This is a genomic window from Nocardia sp. bgisy118, assembly GCF_057708605.1.
Window position 1 is genome coordinate 378,394 of sequence record NZ_JBYISM010000004.1, and the last position, 18,177, is coordinate 396,570.

The 18,177-nt window shown below is 63.1% G+C and carries 16 protein-coding genes; 5 read left to right on the top strand and 11 right to left on the bottom strand.

What is annotated here, in order from left to right; all coding sequences use genetic code 11:
• Positions 1–32 precede the first annotated feature (32 nt).
• Positions 33–3,851, top strand: coding sequence for a tetratricopeptide repeat protein (locus tag AC3EO7_RS07545; RefSeq protein ID WP_435590804.1), 3,819 nt, complete (start codon positions 33–35; stop codon positions 3,849–3,851).
• 196 nt (positions 3,852–4,047) lie between these two features.
• Here AC3EO7_RS07545 and AC3EO7_RS07550 read toward each other — a convergent pair whose 3' ends face one another.
• On the bottom strand, positions 4,048–4,188 hold the full coding sequence (locus tag AC3EO7_RS07550; protein WP_435590828.1) for a hypothetical protein: 141 nt from the start codon (positions 4,186–4,188) through the stop codon (positions 4,048–4,050).
• Positions 4,189–4,229: 41 nt separating this feature from the next.
• Between AC3EO7_RS07550 and AC3EO7_RS07555 the strand changes: the two genes are divergently transcribed.
• Positions 4,230–4,673 (top strand): class I SAM-dependent methyltransferase, encoded by a 444-nt coding sequence (locus tag AC3EO7_RS07555; RefSeq protein WP_488186257.1) that lies wholly within the window; start codon positions 4,230–4,232, stop codon positions 4,671–4,673.
• 210 nt (positions 4,674–4,883) lie between these two features.
• Here AC3EO7_RS07555 and AC3EO7_RS07560 read toward each other — a convergent pair whose 3' ends face one another.
• Positions 4,884–5,723, bottom strand: coding sequence for a GIY-YIG nuclease family protein (locus tag AC3EO7_RS07560; protein WP_435590806.1), 840 nt, complete (start codon positions 5,721–5,723; stop codon positions 4,884–4,886).
• A 119-nt stretch (positions 5,724–5,842) separates the two neighbouring features.
• On the opposite strand from AC3EO7_RS07560, the gene AC3EO7_RS07565 reads away from it, so the two are divergent.
• The gene (locus AC3EO7_RS07565) at positions 5,843–7,228 is read left to right on the top strand and encodes a DNA cytosine methyltransferase (protein ID WP_435590807.1); all 1,386 of its coding nucleotides are present in this window, start codon (positions 5,843–5,845) and stop codon (positions 7,226–7,228) included.
• A gap of 321 nt (positions 7,229–7,549) precedes the next feature.
• Positions 7,550–8,146: a very short patch repair endonuclease gene (locus AC3EO7_RS07570; protein WP_435590808.1), complete on the top strand. Its 597-nt coding sequence runs from the start codon at positions 7,550–7,552 to the stop codon at positions 8,144–8,146.
• A 33-nt stretch (positions 8,147–8,179) separates the two neighbouring features.
• On the opposite strand, the gene AC3EO7_RS07575 is transcribed toward AC3EO7_RS07570, so the two are convergent.
• The 4 genes from AC3EO7_RS07575 to AC3EO7_RS07590 all read right to left on the bottom strand — a co-directional run bounded on the left by AC3EO7_RS07575 (position 8,180) and on the right by AC3EO7_RS07590 (position 13,302).
• Positions 8,180–8,590: a hypothetical protein gene (locus tag AC3EO7_RS07575; protein WP_435590809.1), complete on the bottom strand. Its 411-nt coding sequence runs from the start codon at positions 8,588–8,590 to the stop codon at positions 8,180–8,182.
• A 113-nt stretch (positions 8,591–8,703) separates the two neighbouring features.
• Complete coding sequence (locus tag AC3EO7_RS07580; RefSeq protein ID WP_435590810.1) at positions 8,704–9,300, bottom strand: hypothetical protein; 597 nt, start codon at positions 9,298–9,300, stop codon at positions 8,704–8,706.
• A gap of 15 nt (positions 9,301–9,315) precedes the next feature.
• Positions 9,316–10,983: a DEAD/DEAH box helicase family protein gene (locus tag AC3EO7_RS07585; protein WP_435590811.1), complete on the bottom strand. Its 1,668-nt coding sequence runs from the start codon at positions 10,981–10,983 to the stop codon at positions 9,316–9,318.
• Between the two features lie 12 nt (positions 10,984–10,995).
• Positions 10,996–13,302: an ATP-binding protein gene (locus tag AC3EO7_RS07590; protein WP_435590812.1), complete on the bottom strand. Its 2,307-nt coding sequence runs from the start codon at positions 13,300–13,302 to the stop codon at positions 10,996–10,998.
• A gap of 1,012 nt (positions 13,303–14,314) precedes the next feature.
• On the opposite strand from AC3EO7_RS07590, the gene AC3EO7_RS07595 reads away from it, so the two are divergent.
• On the top strand, positions 14,315–14,749 hold the full coding sequence (locus AC3EO7_RS07595; RefSeq protein ID WP_435590813.1) for an NUDIX hydrolase: 435 nt from the start codon (positions 14,315–14,317) through the stop codon (positions 14,747–14,749).
• Positions 14,750–15,267: 518 nt separating this feature from the next.
• Here AC3EO7_RS07595 and AC3EO7_RS07600 read toward each other — a convergent pair.
• The 5 genes from AC3EO7_RS07600 to AC3EO7_RS07620 form a co-directional block, all read right to left on the bottom strand.
• The gene (locus AC3EO7_RS07600) at positions 15,268–15,510 is read right to left on the bottom strand and encodes a hypothetical protein (RefSeq protein ID WP_435590814.1); all 243 of its coding nucleotides are present in this window, start codon (positions 15,508–15,510) and stop codon (positions 15,268–15,270) included.
• Positions 15,511–15,719: 209 nt separating this feature from the next.
• A complete protein-coding gene (locus tag AC3EO7_RS07605; protein WP_435590815.1) occupies positions 15,720–16,670 on the bottom strand; it encodes a nucleoside hydrolase in 951 nt (316 codons plus the stop codon).
• A gap of 107 nt (positions 16,671–16,777) precedes the next feature.
• Positions 16,778–17,215, bottom strand: a complete 438-nt coding sequence (locus AC3EO7_RS07610; RefSeq protein WP_435590816.1) for a hypothetical protein — start codon at positions 17,213–17,215, stop codon at positions 16,778–16,780.
• Entirely contained in the window at positions 17,212–17,706 is a 495-nt protein-coding gene (locus tag AC3EO7_RS07615; protein ID WP_435590817.1) for a DUF4254 domain-containing protein, read from the bottom strand. The genes AC3EO7_RS07610 and AC3EO7_RS07615 overlap by 4 nt, the downstream gene beginning before the upstream one ends.
• A gap of 3 nt (positions 17,707–17,709) precedes the next feature.
• The coding region (locus AC3EO7_RS07620; RefSeq protein WP_435590818.1) for a Rossmann-fold NAD(P)-binding domain-containing protein at positions 17,710–18,177 on the bottom strand (468 nt) is incomplete at its 5' end.

Here is an 18,177-nt window from a genome sequence, read left to right on the forward strand (position 1 = left end):
CGAGGTGGCACATGCTACTGAGGGGAATAGATTTGGCGTCGCAACCGGTCACCGACGAGGATCTTGCCCGTGTGCGGACCCTGGGCGACCTGGGGGACCTGATCCCCCGAGTGCTGGCTCACTCGAAGCTGACATATCGCCAGGCCGAGAAGAAGGCTGCAGAGAGGGTCAACGCCGACAGCAACGGCAATCGAATCACCCTGAAAAGGTCCACGATCAGTGACATGCGCAGCGGCCGCGCAATCACCGAAGATCGATTGCGACTGCTTTTGTTCGTCTGCGACGTACCGCAAAGACAGGTAAGGAAGTGGCTGACAGCGTTAGATCAGGTTGCCGACCGGCCGGCCCAGCAAGCCGCCCAGCCTGGCCAAAGCGCGGCAAATAGCCAAAGCAGCTGGACACCAACCTATCCTGCAGTCGCAAGATCCCACGCTGACATAGAAGTCGGTCTTAACGTCGCGATTTCCGCTTCTGCACATGAGGCTGCGCCGCCACGTCCGGTGGTGACGACGGCATTGGGCCGGGATGTGGCACAGTTTTTCGGGCGCCACAACGAGTTGCAGCGGATCGTGACCGCGGCCGAGGCAGGGCGGGGCAACCCGATCTACACTGTCGACGGGATGCCCGGTGTCGGCAAAACGGCTCTCGTCACGCATGCCGCCCACAAGTTGGCGCCGCAATATCCTGACGGCCAATATTTCGTTGAGCTGCATGCCCACACCGCCGGGCGAGTTCCTGCTGACCCCGCGGAGGTCCTGGCAGGACTGCTCAGTGGATTGGGTATCGATCCTCGAAGTATCCCCGACACGCTGCACGGACGACGCGATCTGTGGCGTGACCAGCTCACAGGTAAAAAAGTACTGCTGGTTCTCGACGACGCCCGCGACCACGACCAAATCGAACCGTTGCTCCCCTCAGGAACAGGTTGTCTCACCTTAGTCACTAGCCGCAGCCGCCTAGTTGCACTCGACGGTGCGACCCCACTCGCGTTGAATGCACTCGACCCCGTATCGGCGGCGGACCTGTTCATCACGCTGGCTGGCCGCGCCGAAACTGACACTGAAAGGGCAGCGGTCGACCGGATCGTAAGGTTGTGCGGGCACTTGCCCTTGGCGATCGTGGTGCTGGCTGGACGTTTGGCACATCACCCCCTTTGGACGATCGCCAAGTTGGCGGATGAATTCGCCACCACGACCGATCGGCTCGCTGAACTCGGGACCAGGAATCGTGCGGTGCGTGCTGCGTTCATACTGTCCTATCAAGACTTGCCAGCTGAGCGGCAGCAGCTATTTCGGTGGCTTGGGCTGAACCCGGGAGTTGATGTCGATGCTATTGCGGTGGCCGCGCTGGCCTGCATCTCTGTCGAATCAGCTCGGTCGGAATTGGAGGACCTTTACAACGATCACCTGCTCGACGAGACGACCAAAGGGCGATACACGCTACACGACTTACTGCGCGTATTCGCTGGAGAGCTGGCCGCCGCAGATCCCGCCGAGGACACCGACAGTGCTGTAGATCGATTGCTGGACTATTACCACCACACTGCTGCGAACCTCTTAGGTGCGATAGCGCGCGAGTCTGGCGATCAGGCAAGCGCCCGATCATGGATCCGCAGTGAGCACGCCAACCTCATAGCCTGTCTCGACTATGCAATTACAAACCGGCCCACTCAGGCAATCACGTACGCAAAGACGCTGGCAGTAGTGCTGATCCAGTACGGCCCATGGCCTACCGCTGTCCAGCTGTACGAGCGAACATGCATTGTGGCGAGCGACCTCAGAGATCAGCTCGGTGAAGCTAACACACTCAACTACCTCGGCATCATGCAGAAGCTAGCCGGGAACTACACCGATGCCGCCAACTCGCACCTAAAGGCTTTGGGGCTATACCGTGAGCTCGGCATGCGAGGGAGCGAGGCCCTCGCCCTGCACCTACTCGGCGGTGTGCGGGCGTTCACTGAAGACCATGCCGAGGCCGCTAACCTGAATCAACAAGCTCTCAACCTCTATCGCGAACTCAGAATTCCTCGCGGTGAAGCTCTCATCCTCGAAACCCTCGGTACTGTGCAACAGGCGGCTGGAAACTACACCACAGCGAGGAGCCTGTACGAACAAGCGCTCATCATTTGCCGCGCGATCGGCGAACAGCTTACGGAAGCCCACATTATCTTTAGCCTCGGCACCCTGCAGCGCTTGGTCGGGAACGACATCGAGGCCACTACCCTGCACCACGAGGCACTGGCCCTTTACCGTAGGCTCGACCACCCGCTCGGCGAAGCGAACACCCTGGACAGCCTCGGCGCTGCACTCCGGACCACCGGAGATTATGCAGAAGCCGTCGACCTGTACCAGCGGGCGCTGTCAATTTATCGCGGACTCGGCAGCCAGCTCAGCGAAGCCCGCACCCTCGATACCCTCGGCGCCCTACAAAATTTGACCGGGAATTTCGCTGAGGCCATCACCCTCCACCAACAGGCGCTAGTCATACACCAACGAACCGGCGAACAGCTCGGCGAAGCCAATGCCCGGTACAACCTCGGTAGCCTGCACAAGCTGACCGGCGACTTCGCTCAAGCCATTGATCTGTTTCAACAGGCCCTGCCCCTGTACCGCAAACTCGGCAACAAAACGGCCGAAGCCAACACCCTTGGCAGCCTCGGCACCTTACAAAATTTGACCGGGAATTCCGCTGAGGCCATCACCCTTCATCAGCAGGCGCTAGCTCTCTACTTCGAACTCGGCAGCCAGCTCGGCGAAGCCAATGCCCGGTACAACCTCGGTAGCCTGCACAAGCTGACCGGCGACTTCGCTCAAGCCATTGATCTGTTTCAACAGGCCCTGCCCCTGTACCGCAAACTCGGCAACAAAACGGCCGAAGCCAACACCCTTGACCGCCTTGGCACCTCGCAGCTGGTGACCGTATCCAGTGCCGAAGCCACCAACCTGCACCAACAAGCACTCAACCTCTATCGCGAACTCGGCAATAAGCAGGGCGAGGCGAACGCCCTGGACCATTTGGGCACCGCACAACAGGTCGCTGGAAACTACGCCAAAGCCACCGAACTTCACCAACAGGCACTAGGTCTCTACCGCGAACTCAACAACCAGCTCGGCGAGGCGATAGCCCTCGACAACCTCGGCACGGTGCAACGATTGACCGGAAGCTACACCGAAGCAACTAAACTGCACCGACGAGCACTCAACCTCTTCCGCAAACTCGGCGATCGCTTTGGCAGCGCCCAATCCCTCCGCCGTCTCGGGGTCGTCCAACGATTGACCGGAAACTACACCGAAGCCACCGAACTTCACCAACAGGCACTCAGCCTCTACCGCGAGCTCGGCAGCCGGTTCGGCGAGGCGCTCTCCCTCGGCCACCTCGGTACCATGCAACGATTGACCGGAAACTACACCGAAGCCGCCAAACTACACCAGCAGGCACTGATCCGCTGTCGTGCGATTGGGAGTCGGCTGTGGGAGGCTGCAAACCTCAATGAGTTCGGAACGCTGTTGATTGCGACCGGTAAATTCAGCTTGGCACAGGACAGTTTCGCCGATGCACTCACGTCCGCACGCCTGATTGGTAGCCAGCTTGAACAAGCGTACGCGTTCGAAGGCATTGCTCGTTGCCATGCGGGTTCCGGCGCAACCAGGGCTGCCGTCGTCGAACTCACAAAGGCTATCGCGATCTACCGACGTCTGGGCGCTCCTGAGCTCGGATCGGCCACAACCTATCTCGCAGGCATTGCCCCTGACATGAATTCAGTGGGCATGTCGGCCGTGCTGGAGCCCTTCGACTCCGAGGCGTTCACTGTACCGAGCGCTGCCCTTGACGGTGATACTTCCCCAGGCTGACAACATCATCCACGCGAACTCTGTCACCAGCCTGAACCCGTGACGGTTCAGCCAGCCCAGTTGGCTATTGCCAGTGAACCTGCAGGGTGCATCGAGATGTCGTGCGTTCCCACTTGACCCCTAACCGCATGCCCACACCAATACTTGGGTATCACTGAGGTGCCGGAAAGCCTTCGGACAGCGAGTGTTTAGTTTCTCAGGCTGCTCTATCGCGTTCGAGCCATTCGGACTCTACCTCGTTCGGTGTCCGGTATCCAAGTGCCGCGTGAAGCCGTATCCGGTTGTACCGCAACTCGATATAGCGTGTGATGTCTTTTCTCGCGTCTTGACGGGTCAGGTATTGCGTGCGAACGAACCCGCTCGTTCTTCAGAGTGCCGTTGAACGATTCCCTGGCGACCGTCGCCCGACGGGCGAACAAGACCGGCTTCTGGGTGAACGCCGTCCAAGGCGACTTCCACCAATCGCCTTTACCTGGTGCGGGATTCGATGTCCTCGTCGCAGCATTCTGTCTCTACCACTCACAGCGACCACGCGATGTCATAGCCGAAGTCGCCCACTGCCTCGCCCCGGGCGGACGGGCCGTTCTGGCAACCAAATCGATCGACAGCTACCACGAGATAGACCAACTGATGTGCGACACCGACCTCGACCCGCGGGCAACCACCCGACCCGAGCTGTATGAGGCCTCCCACAGCGGCGACGCGACCGACATCGTTGCGACCGGCCTCGACGTCGAAGCCGTCATACACCGCGAACACACCTTCCGGGCCAACGACTTCTTCCACCTAGCGTCGTACGCCGCGACCATCCCCAAATATTAACTGCCTCAGAAGTTCACAATGAGACCGCGAGACATCGTGGGGTTACTGCGGCTGTCGGGTGGACGACCGGTGATCGAAGCCGATTTACCGACAGTAGACGGCCACCTGCCAGAGCGGTCGACCTCGCCGGTGTCGAGGCCGCCGCCGGGAACGCCATCGCTGATCCAACCGTCGGCCGGTACTTGACCGGCGCGCGCACAACAGTCGGGATCACTCGTTGTAGAGATCGAGTTGGTCCTCGGCCGGTCCGCCGTTCGAGGTGGTCTCCGGCTCGGCGTCGTCGACTACGCCAGCCCGGTAGTACCGCCACGCGCTCTTGTACTGTTTCGACTCCTGGTACATGATCACGTAACCCATGAGCGCCGTGATCTGCCACTTCGCGGCCAGGGCCTCGGACACGATGCGAAACGCGTCGTCGGCGGACAACGCCGCGCGCGGGAGGTCCACGAATATCTGCTTGGAGTCGGTCGGGTCGGTGTACCGGAAGTTGTAGGGCAGACCGGCCTTCAGTGCTTTGAGGAACGCGTGAAGGGATATGCGACCGGCTTGGAGCCCTTTCACCAGTGTGCGCGGGTCGATGGGGAACTCGACGTCGAAGTGGGTGTTCTTCAGCCTCGTGGTGTCGCGTTCACGTCCTGGGTCCTTGTTGCCGAAGCCGTTGTTGTTCCATGGAATATTCCCGAGCCCCTTGTGGTGGTTGATGAGCAGCCGTTCGGGAGCGAGGGCGGAGAAGTCCTCGGCGACGTAAAGGCATGAGAAGCTGACGCTGGCGAGGTCGATGTTGCGCCGTCCCGAGATCTTGCGCAGGTGGTCACCGAGGCGGGCGGGCAACGACGCGTCGGCTTTGCCGACATAGACGAACTCGCCGTCGAGGTAGAGCTGGTACACCCCCGGCCGGTCGTGGAGACGCGCCACGCTGGCCGCGTCGAGCGGCGCGGTCCCTAGCCGCCCGAGAGCTTCGGAGAGTTGGTCACCAAGGGCCTTGGTGATGCTCAAACGGAAGTCTTGGTGGTACCCGCCCCCGGTCACCGGCATGGCGCCTTGTGTCATTCGGCCCCGTCCTCCGATCGTTCACGATCAACGAGAACAACTCTATGGGCTTCGACACTCGCGGTCGAATCCGCGTCATCGATGCCATTACGGTGTCAACACCGCGGTATGGTTTGCCCATGGGTGACCAGGCACAAGAGACGGGGAAGGCACGAACCAGTGTCGAGTTGTTCGCGGGTGGTGGTGGTCTCGCGATGGCTGTTCACCAAGCTGGTTTTCGTCCTCTGCTGTTCAACGAGTTCAACAAGCGGGCTTGTGAGACCCTAGTCGCCAGCGCGACCAGGACGCTCGGTGTGGACGGCCTGACGGTCATTGAGCATCCTCGTTTCGAGGTACCAGAGGAAGGGCAACCCGCCCCCTTATATCCGGGAGATGTGCAGGACCTCGACTTCACCGCCCTCAAGGGCCGGGTAGACGTGCTCGCGGGAGGACCGCCCTGCCAGCCGTTCAGCGCCGGCGGGGTCGCCAAGGGGGACGAGGACAAACGCAATATGTTCCCCGCGATGTTCAAGGCTATTTGCGATATCAGGCCAAAAGCCGTGATCTGCGAGAATGTTCGAGGCCTGCTCCGGCCGTCGTTCGCTGATTACTTCCAGTACATCGTGAACGAGCTGCGCCTGCCCTTCGAGAAGCGTCGAGACGATACCCGGTGGCAGGATCACAACGCCGACCTGACTCGGATCCTCGGGAAACTGTCCGATGACGACGACAATCCCGACCATTACAAGGTCCTCGTGGTACCCGTCAACGCTGCGGACTACGGAGTACCGCAGGTGCGAAATCGTGTGGTGATCATCGCTTTCCGCGCCGATGTGGGTGTGGACATGGAGTCGTTCGAGAAGTATGTCAAGACTCCCCCATTCTCCGAGGCGGCGCTCTACCGTTCCATTCGCGATGGAGAGTACTGGCGGCGCCACGACGACGTGCCCGCTCACGTGCGCGCTCGGGTCGAAGCCCGGATACCCGCGGTCCCGAAAGAGGACGACTGCTTGCCGTGGCGAACTCTGCGTGACGCGATCAAAGGCTACGGCACTGACGTTCGCCTGCCGGAACTGCCGCCGATCGATCTGGGCAGACTCGATGAGAAGTTCGACTTCGGGTCGAGAATCGGTGTGAAGGACCACGTCGGATGGCCCGGCGCGCGAATCTACAAGGGCCACACTCCCAACGAACTGGATCGCCCGGCCAAGACGGTCAAAGCGGGCGTCCACGGTGTGCCCGGTGGTGAGTCGGTGATGCTGCTGGACGACCGAGTCCGCGACCCGGAGGCCCCTGGGGGCTGGACCTACCGCCACCGGTATATGACGGTGCGCGAGACGGCGCGGGTCATGACCTTCCCGGACGAGTGGCTGGGCTCTGGCCCACGTGGCGAGCAGATGCGGCAGTTGGGCAACGCCGTCCCCGTCGTCCTCGGTGAGTTCTTCGCGAATGCTGTCGCCGAGGCTCTTTCCTCGGCGGAGAGATCGAAGGCGCTCGCCGAGGGCGCGTTGGTCACGACATCCTGAATCGTGGCGGATGAGATGGATGGCCCACGCTGGAGCGATCACATGCCCCCGGACCGCGCCTACAAGCGGCGTGCGGGGGCGATATCGCCCGCCGTCGAACAGGACCGGGCCGCAGGCGGGCGCGACCGCCGCACGATCGATCTCGGCGACGGAAGCGTCGCGCGCGCGTCGGTCGTACTCCGCGTATATCACCGAACTCGGAGGATCCGCGCATACCTGCGTTGGTCGCGAGGCGGTAGGGCGGAGGAAAAATACATCTGCGAGGTCACCGGTGATCTGCGGGCGAAGAACCTGAGACAAGCCTGGCGACAGGCTCGATCCATGGGAATCGTGCCCGAGCTGTCGTTGCCAGCCGGATCGCGAGCGTCATCGCCGGAAGCCCGCGCGGTCATGCGCGCGAATCGTCGCAGAGATACGACGCCGGAGCTGGCTCTTCGTAAGCTCCTCTATCACCGCGGACTTCGCTATCGAGTCGACGCCTCACCGATCCAGAAGATCCGACGCAAGGCCGACATCGTGTTCTCCGCCGATCAGGTCGCCGTATTCGTTGATGGGTGCTTCTGGCACGGATGTGAAGTCCACCACCGACCAGCGGTCAAGAACGCGGACTTCTGGCGCCAAAAGATAGCGGCCAACCAGACGAGGGACCGGGAGACGAACGACGCCCTTCGGTCGGCCGGCTGGATGGTGATACGCGTGTGGGAGCACGAGGACCCCATCGCGGCGGCCGATCGCATCGAGCAGGCGATCATGCGGCTACGCGAAACCCGGACGCCTTCAGGAGAGGCGCGCGGGCGGCGAACGGCGCGCGAAGCGCCGAAACCACCACGCAGGACCATGATCTCGCGCGAAGGGAATCCTGACCTGGCGATCAGAGGCCCGGCGGGGGGATCGTCGAATCATGGTTCGAAACGCTGAAACACGTTGCGCGAGATGGCTATCCAGCTACGTCTAGGATTCGCACTGGCACACGTCATATGACGGTGGCACCGAGTCCCGTAAGTTGCGGATCGCGGCGTCGACCGCGATGTCGAATGAGTCGACGTCGTGACCCGCCGCGAGCGCGTCGCCCCCCTCGTGTCCGTCGTACAGGCCCGCGTACCAATGGACGATCTCGGAACGCTCGTCTGCCAACCCCAGGTCGGCGGTCGTGACGAGCAGTTCCAACTTGTGATCGCCGCCAGGGACGGTGCCCAGGATAGCTTCGATCGCCGTGACCCCGCCCCCGGTATTCGTGATTGTGCCGACTACGTCGAAGCGGCGCGCCAATGACGCCAGCTCCGGAGCGTAGACCTGAGCGAGATGGGCTTCATATTCCGCGATGCGCTGTTCGCGCTGCCGCCACTCGTCGTCGAGGCTCATCGTGTTCTCACAACCCTTCTCCTGATCCAGAAACCAACAATTGGCCGGACAGCCGACGGCCGAGTGGCCGCCGTCACCTGCGCAGCCCAGGTCCTTTCGACGCCAGCCTACTGCTACTCCATGTTGCTAAGGGTTGGGGTCAGCTTGCGACTGATGTGGGCGATCAGGAGGCCGCAGCGCTCGGCGACGGCCTTCTGAAAGTCCTGATGCTGGGTCAATTGCGGATGCCCCGTGCGAGTGGTGACGACGACTAGTGGCGTTTCGGATGAGTGGACAGCCTCGCCGAGGGCAGCCCAAATCAGATCCTTGAAGGTGTGGGGCGCGCCCCAGCAGACGTAGCGCTTGTGTTCTCCGTCGGTGGCCACGCAATGCATGGGCTTTTCCTTCACCGACTTGGGTACCAGAGCCCAGGAATCGCCGAGACCCTGTCTTACGAGCGTGTCGTGCGGAGGAAACCGCTTGGTGGCGCAGGCGGCGTAGGTGCCGATCCCTTCCAACGCCCTGACGTATTCCTTCATCGGCCCGTCTTTGATCCACACACGGATATCGCCAACAGGGAGGTACGAGGCTAGGATTCCGCCAATCTCGGCGTCATCTACCCACTTCGCGTAGTACTGAGCTCGTTCGCGGTCGGTGAGCAGATCCCAGTCGATGTCCTCGGCTCGTTGGTACAGCTCGGTAGCGACTTGGACCTGGATGGTCTTGGGCACTTTCGGGGGCATTGATCACCACTGACTGGTCATGGTTGGGTCAGGGAACTGGAGTCGGACCTCGTCGTAGGCTGTCTCGAGACTCGCGGCGTCGTTGATCCATTCTTCCATGAGGGAAGCCACTCGCTGGTCGGTGAACTCGATACGGGACGGGGTGATGCCCCGGAGTTCCTCGGTATCCCCGGAGTCCGCGACCGTGCGTTTGATGCTCAGGGCGGCCGCCACGCGCCGAAGATCACTGACGAAGTCTAGGACGGTTACGCGTTCCTTTCCCTCGCGCATGCGCAGGCCGCGGCCGAGTTGCTGGATGAAGATGCGGCGACTGTGAGTGACACGGGCGAAGCACAGGATGTTGACATCCGGTACGTCGACGCCTTCGTTGAGGATGTCCACGGAGGTCAGGATCGGGACCTCGCCGGAGCGGAACGCCAAGAGGCGGGATTGGCGTTCGCGTTTGGAGAGCCCGGCGTGGATGGCGAGGGCGCCCGCCCAATTCGGACTGCGGCGCAGGAGGTCGGCGAGTCTTTCCGCGTGGTCGATGGTGCGACAGAACACCAGGGCACGCGGGTCGGATGTGGTTCCCCACACGGCCGCCAGCTCATCGCGGACGGCCTCGTCGCGTTGGGGGAGGAAGAGTCTGGCGTTGAGTTCGCCCAGGCTGTAGTTGTGTTGGCTCGCCGAACGGACCATGTCCCAGTCGACGTTGTCCACGAAGAGGCGGTAGTCGACCTGGGCGAGGTAGCCCCGGCGCATGCCCTCTTCGATGCCGATCTTCACGACGGGTTCGCCGAATCGGTGAGTGATGTCGTACTCGTCGCCGCGCCACGGTGTCGCCGTCAGACCCATTTGTCGCGCGTCAGTGAGTAGGTCGAGCAGTTCCCCGTACTGGCCGTCTTCCGCGACATGGTGAGCCTCGTCCACCACTACCAGAGAGGGGCGGTATCCGCGCCGAACCATGTAGAGCGCGCTACCGAGGGTGGCGCAGGTGACGCCGGAAAGGTCGTCCGGGCGCTCCTCGCCTGTGACCAGTCGGGTTTTGACGGTCTTGGGCAGGTGTCTCCAGAGAGCGCGTTCGAGTTGGTCGACGAGATCCTTCGTGTGGGCGACGACCAGGACCAGATCGTCTGGGCGGGCGCGCAGGTGCCCGTCGATGACTTCGGCTCCGACGACGGTCTTGCCCAAACCGGTGGCCAGGATGACCAGGGCTCGGTTTGTGGCGTCCAGCGCGGAGCTGGCGTTGTCGATCGCGAGCCGCTGATAGTCACGCGGGGTGACGGCCGCGAAGCGCTCCGGGACCTTGGACCAGGCTCTCCGGAGGGTATCGCCGGGCCACTCGTGTATCCGGGGGCCGATCAGTGCGAGCCGATCGATGCGGCGTTTGGCGTCCAGGCCGAGGACCGTGTTCGTGACGACCGCAGCCTTGTCTCGCCGGTAGTGTTCGCGGGCCCGAGCGACCTCATCGACGCCGGCTGCGGAAATGGGGCCCTGCTTCCGCCACTTGCACTGCAGAACCCAGTCCTGCCCCGAGGTCCTGGCCAGGATGTCGCCGCCCTGGTCGCCGGAGCCGTCGATATTGGCGACTTCGGCGAATCCCATGTGCCACAGCAATCTCTCGATCTGACGGGGGAACTGGTTGGGGCCCACCTCACGCAGGAAACTGGGATCGAGGAATCCGTCAGTCATCGTCGACGGTCCTCACTCGGTGTCGGCGAGGTCGCGCTCGACCAACAGGCAACTGAGCCGGATGCGCGCCAGTTCGTCGAGGTCGAGTTTCGGCTGATGCTCGGCCATCACCGCGAGGTCGCTGACCAGGCCGGTTAGGCGCGTGAGCACCAAGGCACGTGACTCCTGATCGGTCAGGTTGGAATAGGGGCGGTGGAACACCTTTCCGTCGAGAAACGCCTCGGCGCGCCGTTCCAGCAGCCGTACGACGGCATTGGGGGGCAGGAACGCGACGAAGTCCCCCGACTCGATAGCGGACTCCCACCCACCGGTGCCGCCCTCGACGACGAATCTTTGCTGCGCGCGGACCTTCTCGGAATCCTGAAGCATGTCCCAGTAGCTGGTGGGCGCGCCACCCTTGATTTCGCGTTGCATCGCCTCCCTGACACGGTCGAGGAGGCGGCTCGCGCGGGCGGCCAGCGCCTCTGCCGTGACCTTTTGGTCGGTGGCGCGGCTCTTCAAATCCACCAGGACGGTCGACAATTGTTTGGTCTCCGCGCCCCGTGCGATCCTGATCCACTCGGCCAGTTCCACCATCGCCATGTCGCGAAAATCGACACCGTACTCGGTGAACAGGGAATGCGTGATATCGACGAAGACCTCGACCTCGGGCGCTTTGCGGAGGTGAACGAACAGCGGCACCTCCATTTCCTGCTGGTTGGCGAGGGGGACGCCCTTGACCGCCCACACGGTCAACGACAGCGAGCCGTGGCCTTTCACTTCGTACTCGCCCGACAGATCCACGACTTGCGCACCGGCTGCCCGGTAGCCGGCCAGCCGCTCGTCAAGTGTTTTGGAAGGGGTAGCTGGGGTCGTGGGTGCCGGGGTAGGCGAGGTGTCAGTAGGCGTAGCGGTAGGCCCCTGGCTGAGTCCCATGGCCTCGAATGGGTCCTCGTCGTCGGTGGCGGGATCGACCGTCACCGGGTGATCGTTGCGGTAGGCGGCCTCATACCACATGTCGTCGGTTTGGTAGGCGGGGTCACCCTTGCGGAATTTGTCCGCCCACTCGATGGCCTTCTCGAACAGCGCCTTGGTTCCATCTCCGGGAACCAGGTAGTTCAGGCCGGGGTCGTCGCGCCGGAATCCCGTATAGAGCCGACTGAGGGGGCTGTCGTTGGTCCGCCGGTAGAGCTGCAGTGCCTTCCTCTCTTTCAGCGGGAGGTTGCCTCGAATCACGCGCACCAGCTTGATCCATTCAGGGCTTTCCTCGATGAATCGGGTCTTGGTGTAGTACACCGGCACGTGATCGCAGTGGATTTCCCCGACGATGCGCCCTTTGCCGCCACGGATACTGTCTATTGGGTATTCGAGGTCGGGACCTTCCACACCGTCAGGGTCTTCCCACGAGAAGAGCTTCTTGTCGCGGGTCAAGATCTTTCGTCCGTTGCGTAGGAAGTCGAGGCCGTAGTCGTTAACGTGGTGGTACCGCTGAATGCCAATCCAGCCCCAGATCCGGCGTTCCCGCTCCTGGATGTTCGTGCTCCCGCAGTCGTCGCAGCTATCAACGCCTTTGGGGCTCCACCAGCCGCAATTGAAGCAGGCCATAGCTGGGAGCAGCTTTTCGTTGAGTTCGATGACGGCGGGGATGGTGTTGCCCTTGCGCGTCACCGTTCGGGTGGCGTCCCAGACGCAGGGCAACCTTGGTTGGACCTTCTTGCCGTTCACGGTGATCAGGAAGCCGCGCTCCCGCAACAGGTAGGAATAGACGTCCCCCAACTGTTCCCGCAACCGGTCGCCGCGGCGCTTCAGTTCCTGCAACTGGTCGGACTTCAGGTTCTTGATGATGATCTGCGTACCATGCTCGTCGAGCGACGCCTTGGGCTCTTGCCGCGCCGGCACGTTGTAGCTGCCGCCCTTGACCAACGCGTCGAGGTCGAGGTCGAGTACGGTCCAGGAAGGGTCGCCAGCTCGGGTCGTCCGGATGGTCGTGAGGCGTCCGAGGCGAGCAGTCGCGATGTTGAAGCCCATCCCGTAGAGACCAAGCGCCCCGTAGCGGGCGTTACCCGACCATCCCGCCCGTACGGCGTTGTTGAGCGTGGGCAGGTCCATGCCTCGCCCGTTATCGGTGACCCACACTTCCGCGGTGCGCGCGTCCCCATCCTTGCCAGGGAGGCTGACGCTGACGGTGGGCCGGTCACCGTTAGCGGCCGGATGCGACAGGAACTCGTCGAACGCGTTGTCGACCAGTTCTGACAGGCACTGCAATGGGCTGAACTCGATGTCTCCCAACACCGTTAGGATCCGCGGATGCGGCTCGATGTTGACGAACTGCTCTGTCACTGGTCTCCCCTTCTGCCCGCCCACCGTGGCTTGCCGCCACAGGCTAGCGTCCGGCACCGACAAGCCGCAGCGGCGCATGGCTACCTCGCCCAAAGTGCTAGACATCGCCAGCGGCACGGCCACACAGATGGGACTGGTGCAGTGACAGTGAATCACCTGTAAGTGTTGGTGGCGGCTGGCCTGGGACTGGCTGGATGTTGCTGTGCCCAAGCCCTACCCCGCGAGTTCCGTGACGATGTCGTCCGGGTGGGCTCGTAACCGTGATGACGGGGTGACGTTGGAACAGGTCGCCGCCGATTTCGGGATCTATCCGATGACGCTGTCGAATTGGATGTGCGAGCCGGGTGAACGACGGACCGATGGCTTCAGATGCCCCTGCGTGATCGACAGCCATCGCGCCATGTCCTGCTGAGTTATCCGCCCCGCCGGTGGTGCGGATGATGCCGGTACGCGCGGATCACCTTCCCCGATGCCGCGAGCATCGAGCGCCTGGTGAAGCCCCCCGGAGGCCCATGCGCGATCGAGCAATCGTGGAACCCGGTCACACTCTGGACAGCTCAGACAGGCGAGCTTGAGCGTCGCGTGCGCGGCGCATCGCGATATCGGCCGCGCCCCGGATCGAATTCGGCCATCACACAAGCCTTCTCCCTGGATTGGTATGACTATGCCTCGGATGCATAAAGACCATGCGCGTTCGGCGCTTCTCCAACGAAGGCGAGGTCCACACAATCGAAGAAGCGCACTTCCCGTGGCCGTCCCGGCCGGGCTGGGACCAGCCCGAAACCGGCCATCAGGACTCCCGCCCGCAAGGGACGCGCAGCGCCGCAACTCTGAAAGAGTTACAGCACAACGGTATTGACTCCACTCCATCTCACCGAACCGCGCGTATCCCCTCGACGGGGACGTGAGTAGGCTTCGACCAGTTCATGCGCAAGGCAACCACTGGAGTCGGCTTCACCGCCTGTGTGTTTCGCCTGTTTCATCCCACTCACTCTCGGAGAGGACTACTCCCATGCCCGAAAAGGTCAGCAAGGACAAAGTGCTGGTCTACATCGTGCGGGACGGCAAACTGCTGGTCTTCCGCCACACCGACTACACCTACGAGGAGGTCGGCATCCAAGTCCCCGCAGGCAGCATCTGCCCCGGTGAATCGCCGGAGGACGCCGCGCTGCGAGAAGCCCGCGAGGAGACGGGGCTGACCGAGTTCAAAGTTGTCCGCAAGCTGGGCGAATACACCTACGACATCTCCCCGTATCGGTGGGAGTTGCAGCAGCGGCACGTATTCGAGCTGGAGTTGCGCGAAGCCGCGCCCGAACGCTGGAGCAGCCAGGAAGACCACGACGGCCAAGGCGAACCCACCCACTTCGAATGCTTCTGGGTGCCGCTGGAAGCCGCGCACATCCTCCAATCCGGACAAGGCGCCCTGCTGGGGCGACTGTTCGAATGACCATGTAACCGATCGCAGGGGGCAAGTATCATGCACGCGCACACCATCACAACGGGGCCGCACCATACTTATGCGGGACTGGACGAGACTACCGAGACCGCTGTCTCAGTGATCGTCAAACTGCGTGGCGAGACGTGACAGCACCCGGTCGCCGAAGTGCCGCGCACCGAGAACTCGCACGGACGTGCCGCGCAATTCGCCCGCAATCCCTCACGCGATGGCCGGGCTAAATGACCACAGCCTGCACTGACTCTACGACCTCGGCCGGATCATCATGTGTTCACTCGCACCCACCGCACGGCAGCTGCCGAGGCACCAGTCCCGAAGGTGTCATCGGTCTCGCTGGCGACACCGCGTGGGTTCATCCCAGAGCCAGGGCGGCAACATGTGCTGTTTGACCGCTTCGTCATCGGCCAGTTCGCCGTTCGGACCCCGATACTCCGGCCAGTCGAACATGAGCGATCGCAACAGGCGTACGTCCAGGCTTCGGATGCGCGCCAACACTGTTGACAGAGAGGTCATCTCTTCTCCTGCCGCTGGGCGAGTCGGTAGTATTCGCCGAGTCGGTTGGCCAGGTGCTGATCCAGTTCGCCCAACTGCTGCGAAGCCTGGAAGGGCTCGGGCGCCGCAGTGCTAGGCGGCCAGGCGTGATGGCTACTCATCGCCACGATCGCATCCTCGATACCGAGTTCGCCGGGGTTGGTGAGGCAGTCGGCGAAACCGGCCACCTCATCGGTCTCGGTCGCAGTTCGCCGCGTCACGACAGCACCGATCGCACACGGTCATCGCACGAAAGTTCGCCACCGGGACCATCCACACAGCAGCGCTGGGCATGGCACCGCAGTCAACCGGTTCGCGGTGTCGAACTCGGCGCGCCCGCAGTCGGCGTGCAGCCGCACGTATCCAATGATCGGTCGCGGCGCAGCGGTGGGGCCGGTGTGCCGATGTGTGTCGAGCCAGCTCCGCCAGTTCACGGGCACACCGCCTGGTGCATCCAGTCGAGGAACCCGTCGTAGTCGACAGCGCAGGAGAACTCGATTGGTCGGCCGTCGGGGTCGTGGTGGAGGCGGGCATCGCGGCCGATGCGGATCGGTTCGCGGCGGAAGGTGACGCAGGGCAAGTCGAGCGCGGCGCTGAGGGTGAGTGGGTCGTGCATCCAGCTGCCGGGTTGGCGCGCGAACCACATGCAAAAGTGGGTTGCCAGCAGGTGTGCCCATGCTGGTGCGCTCCATGCGGAGAGTCGACGCACCAGCGCCCAGTCGCTGGTGATCTGGATGTATGGGGAGTTGGTGTGCTCGGACAGGACCAGCCGTAGTGTGGGCAGCGCTCGCAGGGTGAGTCCGGCGGAGGCGGGGTCGGTGTGGAAGTTGTGTGAGGCGCGGGTTTTGTTGTGGTAGTGGTCGATCCATCCGCCCATCTGGGTCACCGTCAATCGGTCGGCCATGTCGGGGACATTGGAGATGACGGCGTTGAGGTTGGTCATCGGGCCCGTCCCGACCCAGCGGATTGAGCCGGTCGCCGTCGCGAACAGCCGGGTGAGTTCGGTATTGAACCGCTCGAGCCGGTCGAGCAGCTCTTCTCCGGTGGTGTCGGGATGCCGCGGGGCACCCTGACCCCGATCACCCAGGAACCGGTGCTCGCCGCCGAGGTCGAGTCCGGCGATGACGGGGACGTCGGTGCGGTCGAGCAGGTCCAGGACGTGGCGAGCCAAGCTGGCGCGGCGCCCGCAGGTCTCATCGGCGGTGATGACCGCAAAGTGGGGCACCTTGCGCGCGGCAATCACGAGGGCCACCAAATCGTCGGGGTCGTAGCCGATGTCGGTATCGAGGATCACCAGGTCCTCGCTGGGGCCGGTGGCCGTGTCGGGTGCGGGGAGTGATCCCGGTTGCTGCACGCTGGGAAGGTGTGGGTTGTCGAGCATGCGATGATGCATTCCTTGTTGAATGGGATGCCGGGTTCGCGGCGGATCGAGCCGTATTGCCTCGGTCGGCGTTCGTGGCGGTATGGAAGATGCTGGGAGACAGCTGGTTACGGTGTGTTCGTGGTCACCGGTAGTCGGCGGATGCCTTGGGCGAGTTCCTCGGCGAGGAACTCGTAGCCGTCGGCGAGTTCGTCGAGGAAGTCGGTGGAGTCGTAGAACACCTCGTCGTAGGCGGCCGAGAGCGCGATGTAGGTGAGGACGGTCAGCTGGGCGAGACGGTCGATAACCTGCCCCATCGTGTGGGTATGCACTCGCGCCGCCGCGAACGGAACCGGCGTCACCATCCGCACCCAGCAGTCGATGGTGCTCATCAACTCGCCGCGATGCCGGTCGAGGCCGGCCAGCCCAGAGATCGGGGTCTGCTCGCGGGACTGGTGCAGCACCGCGAGTTCGGCGGCGGCGTCGAGGATCGGGTCGTCCTGGACCGGTGGGAAGCCTCGGCAGGCGGCCAGGATCGCGTCCTTGTTCGGGAGCCCATGGGTCATAAGCGGTGATCTCCCAGGGCGGGTAGGCGACGCGCTCGTTGTGTCACCCCGGTGATCAGGTCGGTGTAGCCGTCGACCAGCTCAGCGAGCCGATACCAGGCCGCGTGCACGATCGGGTCGGCCGGATCGACGGTCATCAACAGGTGGTAGGCGTACACCTGCGCTTCGGCGAGCCGGTCGATCACCGCGCCCAGCGTTTCGGTGTGCAGGGTCGCGGTCGGATGCGGAACCGGAAGGTGATCGGCCACCCACACATCCACCGCAAGCAGGAATTCCAGCCTGCTGCAACGGCATTCATCAAACAGTCCAGTGAGTCGGTGCTGATGCAGCAGCCCGAACTGGTGGGCGAACTTCTCCAGCGGGTGGACGCCGACGTGATGACCGCGGATCGCCGACAACAGCGCCTCACCCGAGGGGAACAACCCCTTGGCAGCCGGTCCGGTGCGACCCAGGCCCTGTGCGGTCCGGACTGGACCTGGCGTGGGGCGCATCGGTCACCACCGCACCGGGGCGGGCTGTGGCCGATCCGTAAACCGGCGGGCAACGGTGATCACCGAAGTCCGCGACGGCATCTTCTCCACGTTCACCGGCTGCGACACCCAATACCACCCGGTCGGGTGATCGGTCATCGGCAACCATATACGCTGTCCGGATTCCAGGATCCGCACCCCGCGCTCCTCAAGCTGCGCCAGAGTGTGCGCACCGAGTGGTCGGCCCCAGGCCGAGCCGACCAGAAAGACCCATTCGCGTTGCGGCCGTTGATAGCTCAGGATCGGAATCGCCGACAATCGGCTGTCCTCCTCAAGCTCTGCACGCACATGCGCGCCGAGATCCGCGGGCATCGCCACCGCACCCAGGGCGAGTGTTGCGGTCAGCCACACCCGCCCGTAGCTGCACGACACCGCAAACCCCAAATTGCGATACACGAACGCCACCTCGTGAGCGGAATGGCAACGCTCGAA